The following is a 17,578-nucleotide window of genomic DNA, read 5'->3' as shown; positions in this document are numbered from 1 at the left end:
GAGTGGCGATTCTCCAGAACTGCGTCAGAACGAGGCGGGATCGAGGGATCCCGGCTGTTGGCTGGGTCTTACTCTGTCGGCCGGACGGAACGCTCGTACGAGGCGGCACCGCCGGTGGCCTCGTACGACTGGAGAGACTCGCCCGACATGAGCGGGTTGACGCTCTCGTAGTGGGCGGGCTCCGCGTCGACGCGCGCATACACCTCACGCGGCTGCGACGGCTCGAGAGCGTCGTAGGCGTGCGACATCTGCGTGCGCGCGAGGGGCTCGTAACCCGACTGGGCCTGCAACGGCTCCGACGGGGCCTCCGGGCTGATGTACATCTCGCGCGCCTGCATCGGCTGCACGGGCTCGTGCATCCCGCCACCACCCGAGGTCATGCTGACGCCCGAGACCATCGTGGAGTCCGAAGCGTCGACGCGGGAGAACGCCACGGGCGCCTGGACGGCCTCGGCGCGCTGGAACGCCATGGGCGCCTGCACGGCCTCAGCCCTCTGGAAGGCCTGGACCGGCTGCAACGGCTCCGCGGGAATCGACCGGCTGACGGCCTGCATCGGCTGCAGCGGTTCCGCCGCGATGCGCTGAGCGGCCTGCATCGGCTGCAGGGGTTCGACAGCGTCCATCCGCCTGGCCGCCTGCATCGGCTGGAGGGGCTCGGCGTCCACGAGCCGGGCGGCCTGCATCGGCTGGAGGGGCTCGGACGCGAGGCGCTTGGTCGCCTGCATCGGCTCGGCCGCGTCCACGGCCCTGAGCGCGTGCGTGGGCTGCATCGGCGTGCCCGCGTCCCTGGCCCTCAGCGTGGCCGTGGCCTGCATGGGTTCGCCCGCGTCCATCGCCCTCAGCGGAGCGTTCGGGAGGGTCGCCGCCACGGCGTCGTGCTGGACCATGCCGACGCGGGCGTTCGGGAGCGTCGCGCTCGCGGTGGCGGTCGTGTCCGCCGCGGTCTTGCCGTCGGTCGCACCGGGAGGCGTGTTGCCGCCACCACCGGCGCCGCCGCGGCCCGCCATGGCCTCGTCGATCTTGTCGTCGACGCCCTTCTGCGCCTTGTAACCCTCGTAGCTGATCTCGGCGACGTCGGCGGAGTTCTCGAACCGTTCCCAGCCCTTGCTGACCTTCTTGGTGATCTCGTCGAGGTCGCCGATGCGCTTCATCTGACGGCCGAGGGCCGCGACGACGCGGGCGACGCGGGACGCGATGTTCACGCCGAGCGCGACGGCCTTGCCGACCGCGAAGCCGCAGAAGATCGGGATCGACGCGCCGAAGGTCGGGATCATCATGGCGGCGGCGATGAGCGCGCCACCGATCAGCGAACCGATCAGCTGGGCGATCAGGTCCCGGACGATGTCGCGCAGGACCGTGACGAGCATGCCCATGATCGCGACGATCTTGGCCTTGGTCTCGACCGCGTTCGCGAGGTCCTCGAGCTCGTGGGTCATGTTGTCCATCGAGGCCTTGAAGCGCTCGGAGGACGCACCCGTCCAGCCGTCGAACGTCGCGAGACCGCTCTTGTGGTCCTCGGCGAGCACCCGCAGCTCGGCCGCGCGGGCCTTGTTGGCCTCGACGTTGGCCTGGATCTCCTCCGGGTTGCCCATCACCTGGTTCAGGGCGTCGCGCAGGAACGACACGTGCTCGATCAGCCAGCCGACACCGGCACCGATGATGCTGCCGAGCGGGTCGATCGCGAGCATCACCGTGGCCGAGGCCGCGCCGATGGCGTTGAACGTGATGTCCAGGGCCTTCTCGGTCTCGGACTCCGCGTCCTTGCTGATGCCGTCGATCAGGCTGCCGTAGGCCTCGATGAACAGCGAGCCCTTGAGCTTGTTCTCCTCGGTGATGTTCATCCCGGGAGGAGACGAGATTGGAGTTTCCGGCGCGGTCATCGCTGTTCCTTACCAGGGCTGGTTGTCGTCGTCATCGTCGTCGGCCGCACGGGGCCTGCCGCGGACGGGCGCCGGCTGGGGCGCCGCCGCCGCGGGGCGGCTCGCGGGCGGCGGAGCCGGAGCAGGTTCCGGCTCGTCGTCGACCTCGTCGTATGCGTCGGTGTCCTCGTCGACCTCGTCGTCCGGGATCGAGTCCGACACCATCTGGTAGGCCTCGGTGCCCTCGCCGAGAGGCTTGAAGAGCTCGAGGACCTGCGTCGCCGCCTGCTTCTGGGCGGCGCGCGCGGTCTCCAGGATCAGCGCGGTGAGCCGGGGACCGCCCAGCTCGACCGCGCGGTGTCCCAGCTGCAGGTTCTGCAGGCCGCCGTTGGGACCGACCGTCACCGTGACCGAGCCGTCCTTCGACGTCACGGTGGCGGAGGCCGCCGCGAAGTTCTCCGTGAGGTCCTCCGACTTCTGCTTCAGGTCGGCCAGCTTGGCCTCGTACTCTTCGACCCACTGATACGGGTTCGCGGCAGTCACACGGTCCTCCGGCGGCGGCGGTTCAATTGCGGTCGGGCTGTGGTGCGTCAGATCACGCGAGCACAGCGTTGATTCGGGTGGCGATGCGGTCGTTGTCGGTGGGCGAGAGGCTCATCCAGCCGTCCGAGTTGACCATCAGGTAACGGCCCTGGTGGGTGTCGAACCAGTTGATGACGACACCGGACCGCTGCCGGTCCTGGGTGACGCCGAACTGGCCGCCCGCGACGCGGTTCGACGCGAGCTCCTCGAACTGCTTCGCGTCCTGGGCGGACAGGCCGGCCTGCTGCAGCGCCTCCTGGTCGTCCAGGCCACCGTCACCGAACAGGTCGTCGGCGTCCTTGGCCTCCTCGGCCTCCTGGAGCGCGACCGCGTCCTGCAGGGACTGGACCCGCACGTTGACGGCCGTGCCCGGTCCCGGCACGGCGTCGGGCAGGACCTTGACGATCTCGCGGGCGATGCCGGTCTCCCGGATCTCCAGCAGCCCGACCCGGTCGCCGTCGATGATCGCCAGCGCGGCGCGCTCGCCGTTCGAGACGGCGAGCGCGCGCACGGTGCGGTCGAGACCGGCGACGGCGTCCACGGACACCTTGTGGTCGTCGAGCAGCCGCAGGAAGTCCTCGAGGCGGTGGTTGTCCACGAGCCCGCGCGAGCGCAGCTCGTCCAGCGTCCTCGTGACCAGCACGCGGCGTTCCTGCTCGGTCGCGCCCTCGCTCGGCACGTCCAGCGGGTACGGCACCCTGCCGAGCCGCAGGTCGTGCCACAGCACGTCGAACTCGAGCGGCGAGAGCAGGAACTCGGGCGTGATCACTGCGACTCGGTCCCCTTCTGCTTCTTCACCTTCGCGGCACCGATCACCGACGGGGGCAGGTTCTCACCGGGGACCTCGAACAGGTCGCCGCCCATGATGTAGCTGGCGGAACGGTGTTCCTTGTCCTCCTCGCCGCGGCCGCCGCCGGGAGCGCCACCCATCGGCGCGCCGCCCATGCCCGCACCCGCGGCCGAGGCGCCGCCGGGACCCATGCCCATCGGCATGCCCGGACGGCCGCCCTGGCCCTGGACACCGGCCGCGCCACCGGGCTGCATGGCACCGCCCGTGCCGGCGCCACCCGCGCCACCGCCGAAGGCACCACCGCCGCCACCCGCACCCATCTGCGGGGAGTAGGGCATCGGGCCCTTCATGCCGCCACCGGCACCGCCGCCGCCACCAGCGCCGCCACCGGCACCGCCGCCCGCGCCACCGGGACCCGTGTAACCGGGAGCCGTGGGCGAGTAGGGAGCGGCACCGCCCTTGACGTTCTGCGGGGTGTAGCCGGGGTTCTGCGGGTTGTAGTTCGGGTTCGCGACGTCCTTGCCCACCACCGGGACCTTGGGGACGTTCTGGTTGTTCTGGCCGGAGGTGTTCCTGCTGCCGCCCATCTGCGGCGTGTAGCCGGGGGCCGTGGGCGTGTAGGCCGCGGGGCTGCCGCCACCGCTGCCGCTGGTGTACGTGCTGCCGGAGGTGTTCTGGGGCGTGTACCCCGGAGCGGTCGGCGTGTACGCCGCGGCGGTGTTCGTGCTCGTGTTGCCGAAGTTGTTGCCGCCCATCTGCGGGGTGTAGCTGCTGCCCGCGCCACCGCCGGCACCGCCACCGGAGCTCGCGGCCGGGTTGTAGCCGGGCGCGCTCGGGTTGTAGGCCGCTGCGGCGGGCTGGTTCGCGGCACCCGCACCGGCACCCGCCCCGGAACCGGTCGGGGAGCCGACGGGAGCCGTCGCCGTGCCCGCGCTCGCGGCCTGGGTGGTCATGAGGCCGTCCACACCGCCGGTGAACGCGGCCACGTCGGACTGCGGCAGCGCCAGGACCGGCTCTTCGACCTTGCCGGTGTTCGGGTTGAACGGCGGCTTGAACGCCGGCGTCGACGAGTCGATCTGCCGGGAGTTGTTCTCCATGTCGGTCATCACGGTGACCGCCTGGTCGTGCGCGGCGCGCGACGCGGTGTTGGCGGCCGCGATGTCCGCGGAGGCCAGCACGAACGCGGGCGTGCCGGGCTGGGAGAGCGCGGCCGTCGCCTTGGCCCAGTCGAACTGGATCGGCTGCGGCATCTGCGCGCGGGCGGTCTCCATGACCCGGCCCTGGTCGGCGACCTTGTTGCCGACCTCGACGGCCGTGCGGGCGGTCTCGTCGACCCAGTCCCCGAGCTTCTTCATCGCGGCGCGGGCGGCCTCGGCAGCGTCGCCGGTCCACTTGGACTCCGACGAGGTGATGACCGAGTTGATGGTCCTCGACGCCTCGGTCAGCTCGTTGCCGTACTTGCCCCAGTCGGAGCTGATCTGGCCGGCTTGACCGGGGTCGTTGTTGTTGTGCACCGCGGCATAGAGCTCTTGGTGCGATCGGGACGCCCAGTTCTGCGGGTCCGTGAGGACCGGGACGTTCTCGACCTCGCTCGGGTCGGTCTCGGGGGGCATGACCGGCTCGCCTCTCACGTCGTTGGATCAGCTGGCCACAAGATCAGCTGTTACCCATGTGCTTCTTCAGTTCGGCCTGCTGGTCCTCGTCGAGCGCCTGGAAGTTCCCGATCGCTTCGACGATGGAGTTCTTCGTCTGCTCGAGAACCGTGCGATAGGCGGTCATCACGCTGACGAACGAGTACTGCTCACCCTCGGCCCGGTGGGTGAACTTGTCGCGCATCTTGTCGCCCACCGGGTTCGCACCCAGCGGAGCGGGCCGGGCGATGCTGGTGTTCGCGCGCTGGATCCACGTGTCCACCTGATCGATCTGGGCCTGCAGCTGCTTGCGCAGGTCCTCGCCCGCGGTCGGGTCGATCTGGACCTGACCCGAGCGGACGGTCTCGCTCAGCGGGACAGCGTCTTTGTCACCGACGATGTACATGCGGGCAGTATCGGGTGTGTTTTGGTGCATCGCTGACTTTGACGCGAACGAGTTGCCAATTGAGACCCGTGTTCACAATGCGTTGCCGCGTACCAAAACGGGCCACTACCAGGTGAACGTCGTGTAACGACGTGATCGTTTGCCCTGGTTGTGGGAGCGCTCTCGGTGTGCTGCCCGTACGGGCTTCCGATCTCTGTTCACATCCCTGGATCGGCCCTTGACCACGCCTGGATGTGACCTAAATCACAGTAGTCAATTAACCAGGATTTAGGGCTGTCTTGAGGTCGTCACCGGCTGGTTCGGCTTTCACCGGATCGGTTGAAACGATCGGTGGGCGCAGAAACGCGGGCGCACCCCTCAGAGTACGCCCGCGATGTCCGTTTTGGATCATTGTTGTGCGCTACGACGCACGATGTTCATCATCAGGCCAGCACCGCGTCGATCCGCGTCGCGATGCGGTCGTTGTCGGTGGGGGACAGGCTGAGCCAGCCGTCCGAGCGGACCATCAGGTAGCGGCCCTGGTGGGTGTCGAACCAGTTGATGACCACGTCGGCGCGGTGCCGGCCGTGCGTGACGCCGAACTGGCCTCCCGCCACGCGGTTCTGCGCGAGCTCGTCCATCTGCCTCGCGTCCTGCGCGGACAGCCCGGCCTTCAGCAGCGCCTCCCGGTCGTCGAGCTCCTCGTCGGCCGCACCCCAGGGGTCCTCGGACTCCTCTTCCTGCTCCGCCTCCTGCAACGCGACGGCCTGCTGCAGCGTCTCCAGGCGGACGGACAGCGCGCTGCCGGGCCCGGCCACGCCGTCCGGCAGCACCCCGACGATCTCGCGGGCGAGCGCGGTGGGCCTGATCTCGGAGAGGCCGACGCCGTCGCCGTCGATGACGGCCAGCACGGCCTCCCCGCCGCTGGCCGCGGCCAGTGCCCGAACGGTCCGCCCGAGCCCGGCGACGGCGTCCACGGACACCTCGTGGTCGCCGAGCAGCCGCATCAGGTCCTCGAGCCGGGGGTCGTCCGCGATGCCGCGTTGCCGCAGTCCGGCGATGGTCCTGTCCTGCAGCGCTTTGACGTCTCGCTCGGTCGCTCCTTCGCTGGGCACGTCGAGCGGGTACGGCATTCTGCCGAGCCGCAGCGTCTGCCACAGCACCTCGAACTCGCGGGTCGACAGCAAGTACTCGGGCGTGATCACGAGTGCTCGGAACCTTTCTGCTCTGCCTGCTTTGGGCGCAGTATCGGGCAGAAATGCGCAATCCGTTCCTGATCGTGCGAATGCCCACCCGGTTGAGACGGAATGTTCACAATGTGGGTCGATGCCCGCAATCGGCCCGCTTTGGCGGGCGGCGACCTGGGAGGGGCTTGTTCGCGCGGGATTTGAGAGCGCTCTCATCGGGTCGTGTGGACGGTCGCGGCAGGCTCGTTCACACGCGTCGGAGGGGACTTCGGACTGACTCGCTGTGATGCAAATCACACGCCGGGTGAGCGTTGATGCTGTCCGATACGTCCGAATGGGGCCGAGAGAGGTCGTCCGGTCTCCTGCGGTCTCGGTCGCCGGGCACGGCGGTCCGTGCTCGGCAGCGCGCACCCGCGGGTGTGAGGATCGACGGGTGACTGTCTCCCCGTGGGCGCCCCTGCGTCGCAGCGCGTTCCGTGCGTTGTGGCTCGCCCAGTTCGCCTCCAACATCGGCACGTGGGCGCAGACGGTCGGCGCCCAGTGGCTCATGGGTGACCTCGGCGGCAGCGCCCTGCAGGTCGCCCTCGTCCAGACCGCCACGACGCTGCCGGTGTTCCTGCTGGTCGTGCCCTCCGGGGCGCTGGGCGACATCCTCGACCGGCGGCAGGTGCTGATCGCCGGCCAGGCGCTGATGCTCGCGGGCGCGGGCGGGCTGATGCTTCTCGCGGGTACGGACCGGGCGACCCCGGCGAGCCTGCTCGGCCTGCTGGCGCTCATGGCGGTCGGGCAGGCGCTGTCGATGCCGTCGTTCCAGGCGATCCAGCCGGAACTCGTGTCGCGCGAGGAGATCCCGCAGGCCGCGCTGCTCAACGGCGTCAACATGAACGTCGGCCGCGCCATCGGCCCCGCGCTCGGCGGCCTGCTCATCGCGCTGGCGGGCTCGGAGGCGACGTTCGCGTTCAACACGGTGAGCTTCTTCGGCGTGCTGATCGTGCTGGCGCGGTGGAAGAGGCCGTCCGACCACCGTCCACTCGGGACGGAGCACATCGCGACCGCCATGCGCACGGGCGCCCGGTACGTGGGCAGCTCACCGCTGTTCCGGCGGGTGCTCACGCGGCTCACGCTGTTCATCGTGTTCGGCAGCGGCCTGTGGGCCCTGCTCCCGGCGATCGCCCGCGGCCCGCTGGGACTCGACGCCAGCGGCTACGGCGTGCTGCTCGGCAGCGTCGGCGCCGGCGCGATCGGCGGCGCGTTCGTGGTGCCGAAGCTGTTGCAGCGCATGAGCAAGAACAGCATGGTGCTGCTCGCGACGTTCGTCTACGCCGCCGCCACCAGCACCGCGGTGCTGACCAGGAGCTTCCCGCTCGTGATCGTGGCGATGCTGCTGACGGGCGCCTGCTGGATCGCCACCCTGTCGACGTTCAACGCCACCGCCCAGGTCCTCCTGCCGGCCTGGACCCGAGCGCGCGCCCTGGCCTACTACCAGCTGATCCTCATGGGCGGCCAGGCACTGGGCGCCGTCGTGTGGGGCGCCATCGCCGACGCCTACGGCCTGCAAGTGGCCATGATCGTGCCCGCGGCGGCCATGGCCGTGCTGGCACTGGCGGCCACGCGCTGGCTGCCGCTCAACGACCGCCCCCTCGACGTCAGCCCCGCCACGTACTGGGAGGAACCACCGGAGATCACCGACACAGAGGCCGGCCCCGTCCTGGTGACCGTGGAGTGGTCCGTCGCCCCGGAGAACGAGGAGGCGTTCATCGAGGCGATGCAACGGGTCGGCAGGGCACGGCGGCGCACCGGCGCCACGATGTGGGGCCTGTTCCGCGACACCGAGGAGGTCGAGACGTTCCTCGAGACCTTCACCGTCGCGACGTGGCACGAACACCTGCGTCAGCACGTCGAACGCGGCACCGTCGTGGACCAGCAGAACCAGGACGTGGCCCGCGCGCTCGCCAAGGGACCGGCGCGCGTGCGGCACCTGCTGTACGCGGAGCCGACCAAGCCGGCCTGAGAAATCAGCGACCAAACTGAAAATGTCACTTCAAGTGGAATAGAAGTCCGCTGTGTAACGCGCCTTGCGTCGCCGCGATACTGAGTCAGTCAAGAGATCCAGTGCCGGTGAGGTAATTGCACATGCTCACTTCCATGCTGGCTTTCCGGGAAAGGTTCCACGCGCTGCACGACAACGTCGAGCAGTTCGTCCGCGGCAAGCCTGAGGTCGTTCGGCTGGCGTTGACCTGCATGTTCGCTGAAGGACATCTGCTGATCGAGGACGTTCCCGGGGTGGCGAAGACGTCGCTCGCGAAGGCTCTGGCGGCCTCGGTCAGCGGTGTTTTCCAGCGTATACAGTTCACGCCGGATTTGCTGCCGTCCGACGTCACCGGCGTGGAGGTCTTCAACGCGAAGACGCTGGAGTTCCAATTCCGCAAAGGCCCTGTGTTCGCGAACGTCCTGCTCGGCGACGAGATCAACCGGGCTTCTCCGAAAACGCAGTCGGCGCTCTTGCAGGTGATGGCGGAGCAGACCGTGACGGTCGGGTTGAAGACGTACGCGGCACCCAGGCCGTTCTTCTGCGTCGCCACCCAGAACTCCGTCGAGCACCAGGGCACCTACCCGCTGCCGGAAGCCCAGCTGGACCGCTTCCTGATGCGCACGTCCATCGGTTACCCGGCGCCGGACGTGGAGAAGGAGGTCGTCGCACTGGGAATCGCGCGCAAGGCGCCGGACCCGTCCACGTCCGTCATGGACGTCGAAGAGGTCGCGCAGATGATCGCGCTCGCCAGGACCGTGGACGTCTCCGACCAGCTGCGCGAGTACGTCGTCAACATCGTCTCCGCGACCAGGCAGGACGCCGCGTTGCTGCGGGGCGCGAGCCCGCGCGGCAGCATCGCGCTGGCCACCGCGGCGCAGGTCGTCGCGGCGTCGCACGGACGCCCTTACGCCACCCCCGATGACGTGAAGTCGGTGGCGGAACCCGTGCTGGCACATCGGATCCAACTCACCCACCAGGCCAGGATGGAAGGCCGCACGGCCGCGGGCGTGGTCGAGGAGATCCTGCGCGACGGCCGGCGCGTTCCGGTGCCGAGGGCGGGATGAACGTGCGTCTCACCGCGAGCGGGTGGGGCCTCGCGCTCGCCGCTCTCGTGCTGACCGCGGCGGGCCTTCCGGCCGACTACCCCGAGGTCACCGCGCTGGGCGCGACCGCAGCAGCCCTGCTGCTCGCGGCCGCGGTGTGGACCTCGCGTCGCCCGGACGTGCGCGCGCGGCGCGAACTCCGGCACCACCGCGTGCGGGAGGGGCAGCCGATCCGCTGCCGTCTTGTGGTGCACAACGCGGGTACGCGTCCCAGTCCCGAGCTGGAGGTGGTGGACGGCAGTGGTGAGGAGCCCGTGCGGTTGGTGCTGGGCGGCATGCCCGCCCAGGCTTCCGACGAGGTCGAGTACCAGCTGCCCACCAGACGCCGTGGCGTCTACACGGCGCCTCCTCCCACCGTCGACCTCATCGACCCCTTCCGCCTCCTGCGCCGGTCGCGCCGGGACGGATCGCCGGACACCTACTACGTGCACCCGCACCACCGCGAACTGCCGGGCTTCGGGGCGGGAGGCCCGCTCGACATCGACGGTGAGGCGTTGACACCCCGCCGCGACGGGTCCGCGTTCTACTCGTTGCGGCCGTACGTCCCGGGTGACGAACGCCGGTTGATCCACTGGCCGTCGACGGCGCGGACCGGGGAGCTGGTCGTCCGCCACCTCAGCGCTCCGGACGCCCCGGAGTGCCTCGTGGTGCTGGACACCACGGCGACCCCGTACGCCGATGGCCGGTTCGAGGAGGCCGTCCGCGTCACGGCCTCGCTGTGCGTGTCCGCACTGGACTCCGGTGCCCGGCTGACGTTGCGCACCACCGGGGACCTCGAACTGCGTTGCACCACCAGGGCCGAGCACGGCGAGCCCCTCGACTTCCTCGCCGGAGTGGACATCGCGCCGCAGCGGCTCTCCTGGGCGCAGGCAGTCGCCGGTGACCGGGAGTGGTCCAGCGCGCTCGTCGTGAGCGGCACGCTGGCCGCCGCCGAGGTGGGGAAGATCGCCGCCGCGGGCCGGCCTGTGCTGGTCGTGCAGCTGGGGGCGACCCCGTTCTCGACGCGCGGGGTGTCCGGGGCGACGGTCGTGACCACCCGCACGTGCGCCGAGTTCGCGGACCACTGGAACGGCTGAGCCCATGGTCCAGGTGTTCGTGTGCGCGGTGACCGCGGGAGTGTCAGGTCTGCTGTACCTGGACTTCTTCACCACCGGAGACTTCCTGCCCGCGCTCGGCACGGCCGTCTTGGTCGCGAGTGCGCTGGCATGGTCGACAGCGCGGCGCGGCCTGGGGTGGCGTGTGGCGGCGTTCGCCGCGTTCCCGCTGATCGCTGTCCCGTTCGCGCTGCACGACACGTTCGACGAGGGCTGGATGCGGGTGGCCTCGGAGTTCGGCCTCGGCGTGGCGGGTGGCTGGGCGAGGGTGCTGTCCGTGAGCGTGCCTGCCGAACCGACGGGTCAGGTGCTCGTCGCCGTGCTGCTCCTGCTCTGGAGCACGGCTTTCGCGTCCGTGCTGCTCGCGCTGCGCTCCCGTGCGGTGCTCGCCCCGGCCGGGCCTCTGCTCGCGGGATTCGTGGCGGGACTGGTCGTGGTGGCCAGCCTGCAGGGCGCGCACCTCGAAGCGGCTGCGGTCTGCGCCGCGTTGCTGGTGCTGCTCACCTTCCTGCGAGCCACCACCTCGGTGCGGATGCGCGCCGCGGCCGGTGGCGCCGCGTTCCTGGTGTTCGCGGTGGCCGCCGGGGTCGGGGCGGGTGCTGTCGCCTCCAGCGCCGACCGCCTCGACCCGCGTCCGCTGCACACGGACCCGGTGCCCCCACCTGACCTGATCACGCCGCTGAACGAGGTCCGCAACCAGCTGATCACCAAGCCGGTCAGGCCTTTGTTCACCGCGCGGACGACGGGGGAGCTCGTCGGTATCCGCACGGCGGCGCTCGGCCACTTCGACGGCACGGTGTGGACCTCGGACGACGACTACCTCGTCGTAGGGGAACGCCTCGCCCGCGACACGTCCGGCGCCGGCGTGACCGCCCGCATCACCCTCGGCGAGCTGCCCCCGCCGTTCCTGCCCGTGGTGGGCAGGCCGAACACCGTCCGGTTCACCACCGCGGCACCGAAGACGATCGCGTTCAGCGCCACGGCCGACTCGTTGCTGGCGGAGCGGTCCTGGCCGCCCGGTACGACCTACGAGGTCACCGGCGTGCAGCCGCTGGCGCGTGACCTGACGAGGGAAGCCGCGCCGTCGTCCAGCGCCGAGTTCGCCGCGTTCCGCGAGGTACCGGACACGGTCCCGGCGGGCGTGCTCGCGCAGACGCTGGCCGTGACGAGCGCGGCGGCCACACCCGCCGAGAAGCTGCGCGCGATCGAGGCGCACCTGCGCGGTCTGCCGTACAGCCTCGACGCCGCGCCCGGCCACTCCTACGCCCGCATCAGCCGCCTGCTCGGCGCGTCGCAGGACGGTGACGACAAGGCCTACGCCGAACTGCACGCCTCCGCGTTCGCCGTGATGGCGAGGGTTCTCGGCTACCCGTCGCGCGTCGCGGTCGGATATCGCGTCCGCGAGCAGGTCACGACCGCGGACGCCCACGCCTGGGCCGAGGTGCACTTCACCGGGCACGGCTGGGTCGCGTTCGACCCGACCGACCCCGCGAAGACCCAGCGGGACACCCCGCAGCAACCGCGGATGGCCCCCGCGCCGGTGCCCGTGCCGAGCGACGGCAGCCAGAAGCCGACCACGACCATCGCACCACCACCGGGCGACCCGCCCGTCGAACCCGAACCGGAGTACCTGCGCCCCGCGCTGCTGGCGTTCGCGGGGCTCGTCCTGCTCGTGGTCCTGGTGGTGCCGATCGCGAAGGCCCGTCGGCGCCACCGCCGGCGCCGCGCTCCGTCGGCGGCCGCCAGGGTGGTCGGTGCCTGGGAGGAGGCGGTCGACCGCCTGCTCGAACGCGACCTGGCGCTGACACCCGAACGCACACCGCTGGAGTACGCCCGCCATGCCGGTGCCCGGCTGGGATCTTCATCGGTTCTGCTCGAGCTCGCGGACACCACGACCACCGCGATCTACGGGCCCGCCCACCTCGCGCCCGATGCCCCGGAGCGGACCTGGCGCCTGGAGAGAACCCTCAGCCGGTCGCTCTACCCGGGCTGGCGGCGGCTGTTGCGCTGGCGGGCGCACTTCGACCCCAGACCCCTCTTCGCGAGGAGACGCCGGCGATGATCCTCTCGCGCCACCACCTCCGCCCGGCCGTCGCCGTGGCGTGCGCCGCCGCGGCCACCGCCGGCCTCGTCGTGGTGGGGTACCAGCAGGTTCTGCCGCCGGTGCAGCCGCACATGCTCGCAGGCAGCACCTGGCTCGCGTCCCGGTCGGTGGGCCACGTGACGCTGGTCGACGGCGTCTCGGCCGCGGTGTCCGCCAGCGTGGGCGTGCACCAGGCGAACGTTCCGTTCACCGTGGTGCTCGGCGAGGACCGCGCCTACACCGTCGACCCCGCGACAGGGACCGTGGTCGCGGTCAACCCGTCGACGCTGGACACCGTCGGCCTGAAACCGCTCGCGGAGACGAAGGGGCTCTCGGTCCTCCCCGTCGGAGGGGCGTACTTCGCGCTCGACCCGGCGAACCGGCTGGTGCAGGCGGTGGGGGACGACGCCCGCAGCAGACTCGGCGTCCAGGCGAGACTGCCGGGCCAGGTGTTGTCCGCGGCAGCCGACAACCGCCGCGTCTGGCTCGCGGACGGCGGCGGCTCGCTCCAGTCGTTCGAGGTGGGCACCCCCGACCCGATCCAGCGAGAGCTGCACCACGTGCACGACCCTGGCGCCTCCTCGGTCGAGGTCCTGGTCTCGGGCGGCCAACCGGTCGTCGTGGACCGCACGCACCAGACGGCCACACTCGTCTCGGCGAGAGGAGAGGTCGGGGCGCGGACCCCGTTCCCGTTGGGGGAGAAGGACCTGGTCGCCGCCACGACCGGAGTGGGACGGGTGTTGCTCGTCCAGCCCTCCCGGGGCGTGCTCATGTCGTGCGACGTGTCCGTGGGCACCTGCGGGTCCAGCCACCTGCTGTCCGGGGACCTCGGCACGCCGGTCGAGGCACGCGGTCACGCGTTCGTGCCGGACCGCGCCGCGAACACCGTGCACGTCGTCAACCTCGCGGACGGCTCGTCGGTCACGACCGAGCCCCTCCTGGCGGCCGGCGCCGCGCTGGAACTGTCCACTCGCGACGGTCTGGTGTTCTTCAACGACCCGGCCAGCGAGAAGGCCGGTGTCATCGACGTGCACGGCGTCGTGCGGCGCATCAACAAGTACGATCCCGCGAACCCGCCGAGCCCGTCCAGGACCGCCAGCTCACCGCCCAGCAAGACCACGTCGTCGCCCAGCGCGTCCTCCAGCGGACCCCGTCCCAGCGTGACCGCGTCCCTGGGCTCGCGCCCGGACGGCACGGCGGGTTCGGTGCCGGTGCCCACGGGCAGTTCCTCCGCCGTGCCCGTCGTGCCGCACATCGACGGAATCAACGCCTCGCCCAACAACCCCGAGGCGGGCGAGGAGGTCACGTTCACCGCCGAGGTGACGGGTGCCGTGCCCGAGCGGTGGGAGTGGGAGGTGCGCGGTCCCGGCGGCGCACTGGCGAACGCGACCACACCGCAGTTCAAGCACCGGTTCGTCGAAGCGGCGACCTACGAGGTGAAGCTCGTCGTCAAGTCCGGCACCAAACAGGACGAACGCAGCCGCAACGTCGTCGTCGACGTCGCGGTGCCGTCGGCCGAGTGCGGACAGACGATCACCCAGAACGTGCGGCTGCGCAAGGACCTCGACTGCGCCGGCGCCGGCCTGATCATCGGCGCCAACGACGTCGTGGTCGACCTGGGCGGGCACACGTTGAGCGGCAACGGCACCGACAGCGGTGTGGTCGCTTCTGATCGGTTCAACGCCACCGTGCGCAACGGCACCATCCGCGCGTTCGCATCCGGTGTGGCCTACTACCGAGGCCAGGCGAGCACCGTCGACAACGTCAACTTCGAGGCCAACACGGGTGAGGACGTGGGCTTCACCCTCAGCAAGGACCTCACCGTGCGGAACTCGCACATCCGGAAGGGCGCGATGGGCACACAGCTGGCTGAGCGCCCGAGGTTCCTCGGCACGAGCTTCACCGGCGTCAAGCTGGGCTTCGCCTACCGCGTCACGTCGGCGACCTTCGTCAACTGCCGGCTCACCGACAGTGAGATCAATGCGGGATGGGACTCCAACGCGGTCACGGTGACCGACAGCGAGCTGCTGCGAAGCCACATCTCTCTCAGCGAGTCGAACGGGTTGAACGCGGCCAGGAACAAGTTCACGGGAAGCTACGTGGAAATCGGTGCCGCATCGAGGACGACGACCATCCGCGGTAACGAGTTCATCGGCGCTGAAGCGGGGATCCGGGCGTACCACCCGTTCGGTGCCGAAACGCTGACTGTCGAGAACAACATCTTCCGTGACAACACCATCGGCCTGAACATGGGCAACAACCACCAGTTGCCCTACGAGGCCTTCCACGATCTCGTGGTCACCGGCAACACGTTCGTCAACAACAGCGTCGCCGGTCTGTACTTCGACCCCGTGGGCGGAGGCCCCGGCCCTCACCTGCTGATCAGCGGCAACACGTTCACCTCCAACGGGCACCGGTCGAGCGGAAAGACCGACCGGGCCGGGCGGCCGGTGAACGACGGCATGCACATCAACGTCGCGCTCGGCAGCGACATCGAGATTCGCGGCAACACGACCACCGACAACGCGGACCACGGCATCGAAGCGCAGCCCGGCACGGTGGTGGACGGCGGTGGCAACACGTCCTCCGGCGACCCGGCCGGTTGCTCGGGCGTGGTGTGCGCGTGAAGGGGAGCAGGGCATGACGCTGGTGTACGTCCACGGCATCGGGAACCGGCCCGGCCGCAGGTACGAAGCGGCCGCGCGGCGCCGGGAGGCGTTGTTCCGCACGGTGCTGCTGCCCGCCGCCGGTCTGGAAGGCAGCTCGATCACCATGCCGAACTGGGGAGGCCTGACCAGGGCACCGCGCTGGGGGCTGGCCTCGTTGCCGCACAAGGTGACCGAGAGCCTCGGCCCGGACGCCGACGACCGCGACGCCCTGGTGGAGGAGGCACCGTCGCTGCTGATCGTGGCCCGGCAGTCGGTGACGGACGCCCTCGACGCTCTGTACACGCTGCTCGAGCCCCGTGCCGAGGACGAAGACCTGCTGACCCGGCAGGCACCGGTCATCGTGCAGTACATCTGCCGGCACGAGAGCCTTCACCCCGGCGTGCCCGAGCACGTGCGCTATCCGTGGCTGAACGAGGTGCACGACGACATCGAGTTCGTCGACCGACTGGTGGCCGAGGTCTGGCCGCCGGAGGGGGAGACCCTCGGCGCCGGAAGCAGGATCCGCGACCTCTTCGTCTCCGCGGCCCGCCGGTTCAACCCGGCTGCCGTGGTCGTCGGCGCGAGTCGCAGACTGGTGAGCACCAGCACCGCGCAGCTCCTCGCCGACGTGCTGCAGTACCCGGCGTTGCGCGGCACCCGCGAACGTCCCGGCGAGGTGGTCTCCCTGCTGGCCGAGGCGATCGAGGGGGCAGCGGCACCGCGGGTCGTGCTCGCCCACAGCATGGGCGGCAACATCGTCTACGACGTGCTCAGCCACTACCGGCCCGACCTGGTCGTGGACGTGTTCGTGACGATCGGCTCGCAGGTCGGGCTGTTCGAGGAGCTGGGCCTGTTCCAGGAGAGCCGCCCGGACGACGACGCCGAGCGGGTGCCGTTGCCGCACAACGTCCGCAACTGGATCAACGTCGTCGACCCCGCCGACCCGCTGTCGTTCCGCGTCGCCCCCGTCTTCGCCGGTGCCGACGACTACACCTACCCGTCCCGTGCGGTCTGGGCGCACACGGCCTACTTGAAGCAACCCACCTTCCATCACCGCGTTGGCAGCCGCATCGCGGAGGCGCTCACATGACGACGGTCTTCGAACAGCACGGCACCGGTCCGCGCACCCACGCGTTCGTCATCGGTGTCGGTGACTACCCGTACTGCGCGGAGTTCGACGGCGACGGCCCGCTGTCCGCGGCCGTGCGCACCTTCAAGCCCGTTGCCGGGCCGCCCCCGTCCGCACGAGCCGTCGTGTCGTGGTTGCTCGAGAACCAGGCTGGCAACTCCTTCGCCCCGCTCGGATCGGTCGAGTTGCTGGTGTCCGGTGAGGACAGTCCTTCCGTCGAGAACTTCAAGGTGGCGTTCGAACGCTGGTACGCCCGCTGCGACGAGCACGAGGACAACGTCGCCTTGTTCTTCTTCAGCGGCCACGGCTGCCAGAAGGAGGGACAGCTCATCCTGCTGGAGGACTTCGGCCGGTGGCGCAATCCGTTCGAGGGCGCGCTGAAGGTCGAGACGTTCGCGGCGGGCATGGAACAGTGCAGGGCGAAGGTCCAGTGCTACTTCGTCGACGCGTGCCGCAACCTCCCGTACGAAATGCTGGAGTCCGCGCCCGCGCAGACGTTCACACCGATCCCGCCCGACGCCGTCCGCCGGCCGCGTGAGTCCGTGATCCTCTTCTCCACCGAACCGGGCGCGACCGCACCGGGTTCGGTGGACGGTCCGACGCCGTTCACGACCACGCTGTTGCAGGCGCTGGAAGGCGCGGCGGCCACGAAAGACCGCTCCGGGCGGTGGGTGATCAGGACGGGCGACCTGGTGACCGCCATGAACGCCGTGATCGAATGGCAGTCGGGAGAACAGCACGGCGTCTGGGCCGGCGGTGGCTTCCAGGGGGCTCGGACGATCCGCCACCTCGACGGTGTGCCCGTCGTGCCGTTCCGGCTGGGCTGCGACCCGCGGGAGGCCCTGGCATGCGCACGACTGACCCTGACGTGCCCCGACACGTCCACCGTGCTGAGCCGTGAACCCAGGCCCGCGCTCTGGGAGGACCGGACCCTCGCGGCCGTCTACACCCTCAACGCCTGCTTCGACGGTGCGGACTACAGCGACGCCCGCTCCCAGCACATGCCTGTCCACCCGCCGAACCTGGTGTTCGACCTGCGCGTGTGCGGAGCGTGA

The 17,578-nt window shown here is 70.3% G+C and carries 13 protein-coding genes; 7 read left to right on the top strand and 6 right to left on the bottom strand.

Annotation, left to right across the window (positions count from 1 at the left end; translation table 11 throughout):
• Positions 1-68: 68 nt before the first annotated feature.
• From ND450_RS13310 to ND450_RS13285, 6 genes are all read right to left on the bottom strand, one after another.
• Positions 69-1,841, bottom strand: a complete 1,773-nt coding sequence (locus tag ND450_RS13310; protein ID WP_253326438.1) for a hypothetical protein — start codon at positions 1,839-1,841, stop codon at positions 69-71.
• Positions 1,842-1,889: 48 nt separating this feature from the next.
• Positions 1,890-2,402 carry a YbaB/EbfC family nucleoid-associated protein gene (locus ND450_RS13305; protein ID WP_253326437.1) on the bottom strand — a complete coding sequence of 171 codons (513 nt, stop codon included), beginning with the start codon at positions 2,400-2,402 and terminating at the stop codon, positions 1,890-1,892.
• 52 nt (positions 2,403-2,454) lie between these two features.
• Positions 2,455-3,210: an ESX secretion-associated protein EspG gene (locus tag ND450_RS13300; protein WP_253326436.1), complete on the bottom strand. Its 756-nt coding sequence runs from the start codon at positions 3,208-3,210 to the stop codon at positions 2,455-2,457.
• Entirely contained in the window at positions 3,207-4,844 is a 1,638-nt protein-coding gene (locus ND450_RS45850; RefSeq protein WP_305885219.1) for a PPE domain-containing protein, read from the bottom strand. Before ND450_RS45850 ends, ND450_RS13300 begins: the two co-directional genes overlap by 4 nt.
• Positions 4,845-4,887: 43 nt before the next feature.
• Complete coding sequence (locus tag ND450_RS13290) at positions 4,888-5,268, bottom strand: hypothetical protein (protein ID WP_089921377.1); 381 nt, start codon at positions 5,266-5,268, stop codon at positions 4,888-4,890.
• Positions 5,269-5,690: 422 nt separating this feature from the next.
• Positions 5,691-6,452 (bottom strand): ESX secretion-associated protein EspG, encoded by a 762-nt coding sequence (locus ND450_RS13285; RefSeq protein WP_253326435.1) that lies wholly within the window; start codon positions 6,450-6,452, stop codon positions 5,691-5,693.
• Positions 6,453-6,867: 415 nt separating this feature from the next.
• Here ND450_RS13285 and ND450_RS13280 point away from each other — a divergent pair, with 415 nt between their 5' ends.
• The 7 genes from ND450_RS13280 (at position 6,868) to ND450_RS13250 (ending at position 17,578) form a co-directional block, all read left to right on the top strand.
• Entirely contained in the window at positions 6,868-8,445 is a 1,578-nt protein-coding gene (locus ND450_RS13280) for an MFS transporter (protein WP_253326434.1), read from the top strand.
• Between the two features lie 122 nt (positions 8,446-8,567).
• Positions 8,568-9,530 (top strand): MoxR family ATPase, encoded by a 963-nt coding sequence (locus tag ND450_RS13275; RefSeq protein WP_253326433.1) that lies wholly within the window; start codon positions 8,568-8,570, stop codon positions 9,528-9,530.
• Positions 9,527-10,645 (top strand): DUF58 domain-containing protein, encoded by a 1,119-nt coding sequence (locus tag ND450_RS13270; RefSeq protein WP_253326432.1) that lies wholly within the window; start codon positions 9,527-9,529, stop codon positions 10,643-10,645. Before ND450_RS13275 ends, ND450_RS13270 begins: the two co-directional genes overlap by 4 nt.
• Before the next feature lie 4 nt (positions 10,646-10,649).
• Positions 10,650-12,725 carry a transglutaminase domain-containing protein gene (locus ND450_RS13265; RefSeq protein ID WP_253326431.1) on the top strand — a complete coding sequence of 692 codons (2,076 nt, stop codon included), beginning with the start codon at positions 10,650-10,652 and terminating at the stop codon, positions 12,723-12,725.
• A complete protein-coding gene (locus ND450_RS13260; RefSeq protein WP_253326430.1) occupies positions 12,722-15,373 on the top strand; it encodes a right-handed parallel beta-helix repeat-containing protein in 2,652 nt (883 codons plus the stop codon). The genes ND450_RS13265 and ND450_RS13260 overlap by 4 nt, the downstream gene beginning before the upstream one ends.
• Before the next feature lie 13 nt (positions 15,374-15,386).
• Positions 15,387-16,484 (top strand): hypothetical protein, encoded by a 1,098-nt coding sequence (locus tag ND450_RS13255; RefSeq protein WP_253326429.1) that lies wholly within the window; start codon positions 15,387-15,389, stop codon positions 16,482-16,484.
• Positions 16,481-17,578: a caspase family protein gene (locus ND450_RS13250; RefSeq protein ID WP_253326428.1), complete on the top strand. Its 1,098-nt coding sequence runs from the start codon at positions 16,481-16,483 to the stop codon at positions 17,576-17,578. Before ND450_RS13255 ends, ND450_RS13250 begins: the two co-directional genes overlap by 4 nt.

It is taken from the genome of Lentzea sp. HUAS12 (assembly GCF_024125735.1).
GTDB classification, from domain to species: Bacteria; Actinomycetota; Actinomycetes; order Mycobacteriales; family Pseudonocardiaceae; genus Lentzea; species Lentzea albida.
Note: the sequence above shows the minus strand (reverse complement) of the source record. Positions and strands in the feature narration are given on the sequence as shown.

Bases quoted from the DNA above. Each gene is read 5' to 3' on its own strand.
- ND450_RS13255 (WP_253326429.1), top strand. From the start codon at position 15,387: ATGACGCTGGTGTACGTCCACGGCATCGGGAACCGGCCCGGCCGCAGG.
- ND450_RS45850 (WP_305885219.1), bottom strand. From the start codon at position 4,844: ATGCCCCCCGAGACCGACCCGAGCGAGGTCGAGAACGTCCCGGTCCTC.
- ND450_RS13265 (WP_253326431.1), top strand. From the start codon at position 10,650: ATGGTCCAGGTGTTCGTGTGCGCGGTGACCGCGGGAGTGTCAGGTCTG.
- ND450_RS13310 (WP_253326438.1), bottom strand. From the start codon at position 1,841: ATGAACATCACCGAGGAGAACAAGCTCAAGGGCTCGCTGTTCATCGAG.
- ND450_RS13260 (WP_253326430.1), top strand. From the start codon at position 12,722: ATGATCCTCTCGCGCCACCACCTCCGCCCGGCCGTCGCCGTGGCGTGC.
- ND450_RS13275 (WP_253326433.1), top strand. From the start codon at position 8,568: ATGCTCACTTCCATGCTGGCTTTCCGGGAAAGGTTCCACGCGCTGCAC.
- ND450_RS13250 (WP_253326428.1), top strand. From the start codon at position 16,481: ATGACGACGGTCTTCGAACAGCACGGCACCGGTCCGCGCACCCACGCG.
- ND450_RS13290 (WP_089921377.1), bottom strand. From the start codon at position 5,268: ATGTACATCGTCGGTGACAAAGACGCTGTCCCGCTGAGCGAGACCGTC.
- ND450_RS13270 (WP_253326432.1), top strand. From the start codon at position 9,527: ATGAACGTGCGTCTCACCGCGAGCGGGTGGGGCCTCGCGCTCGCCGCT.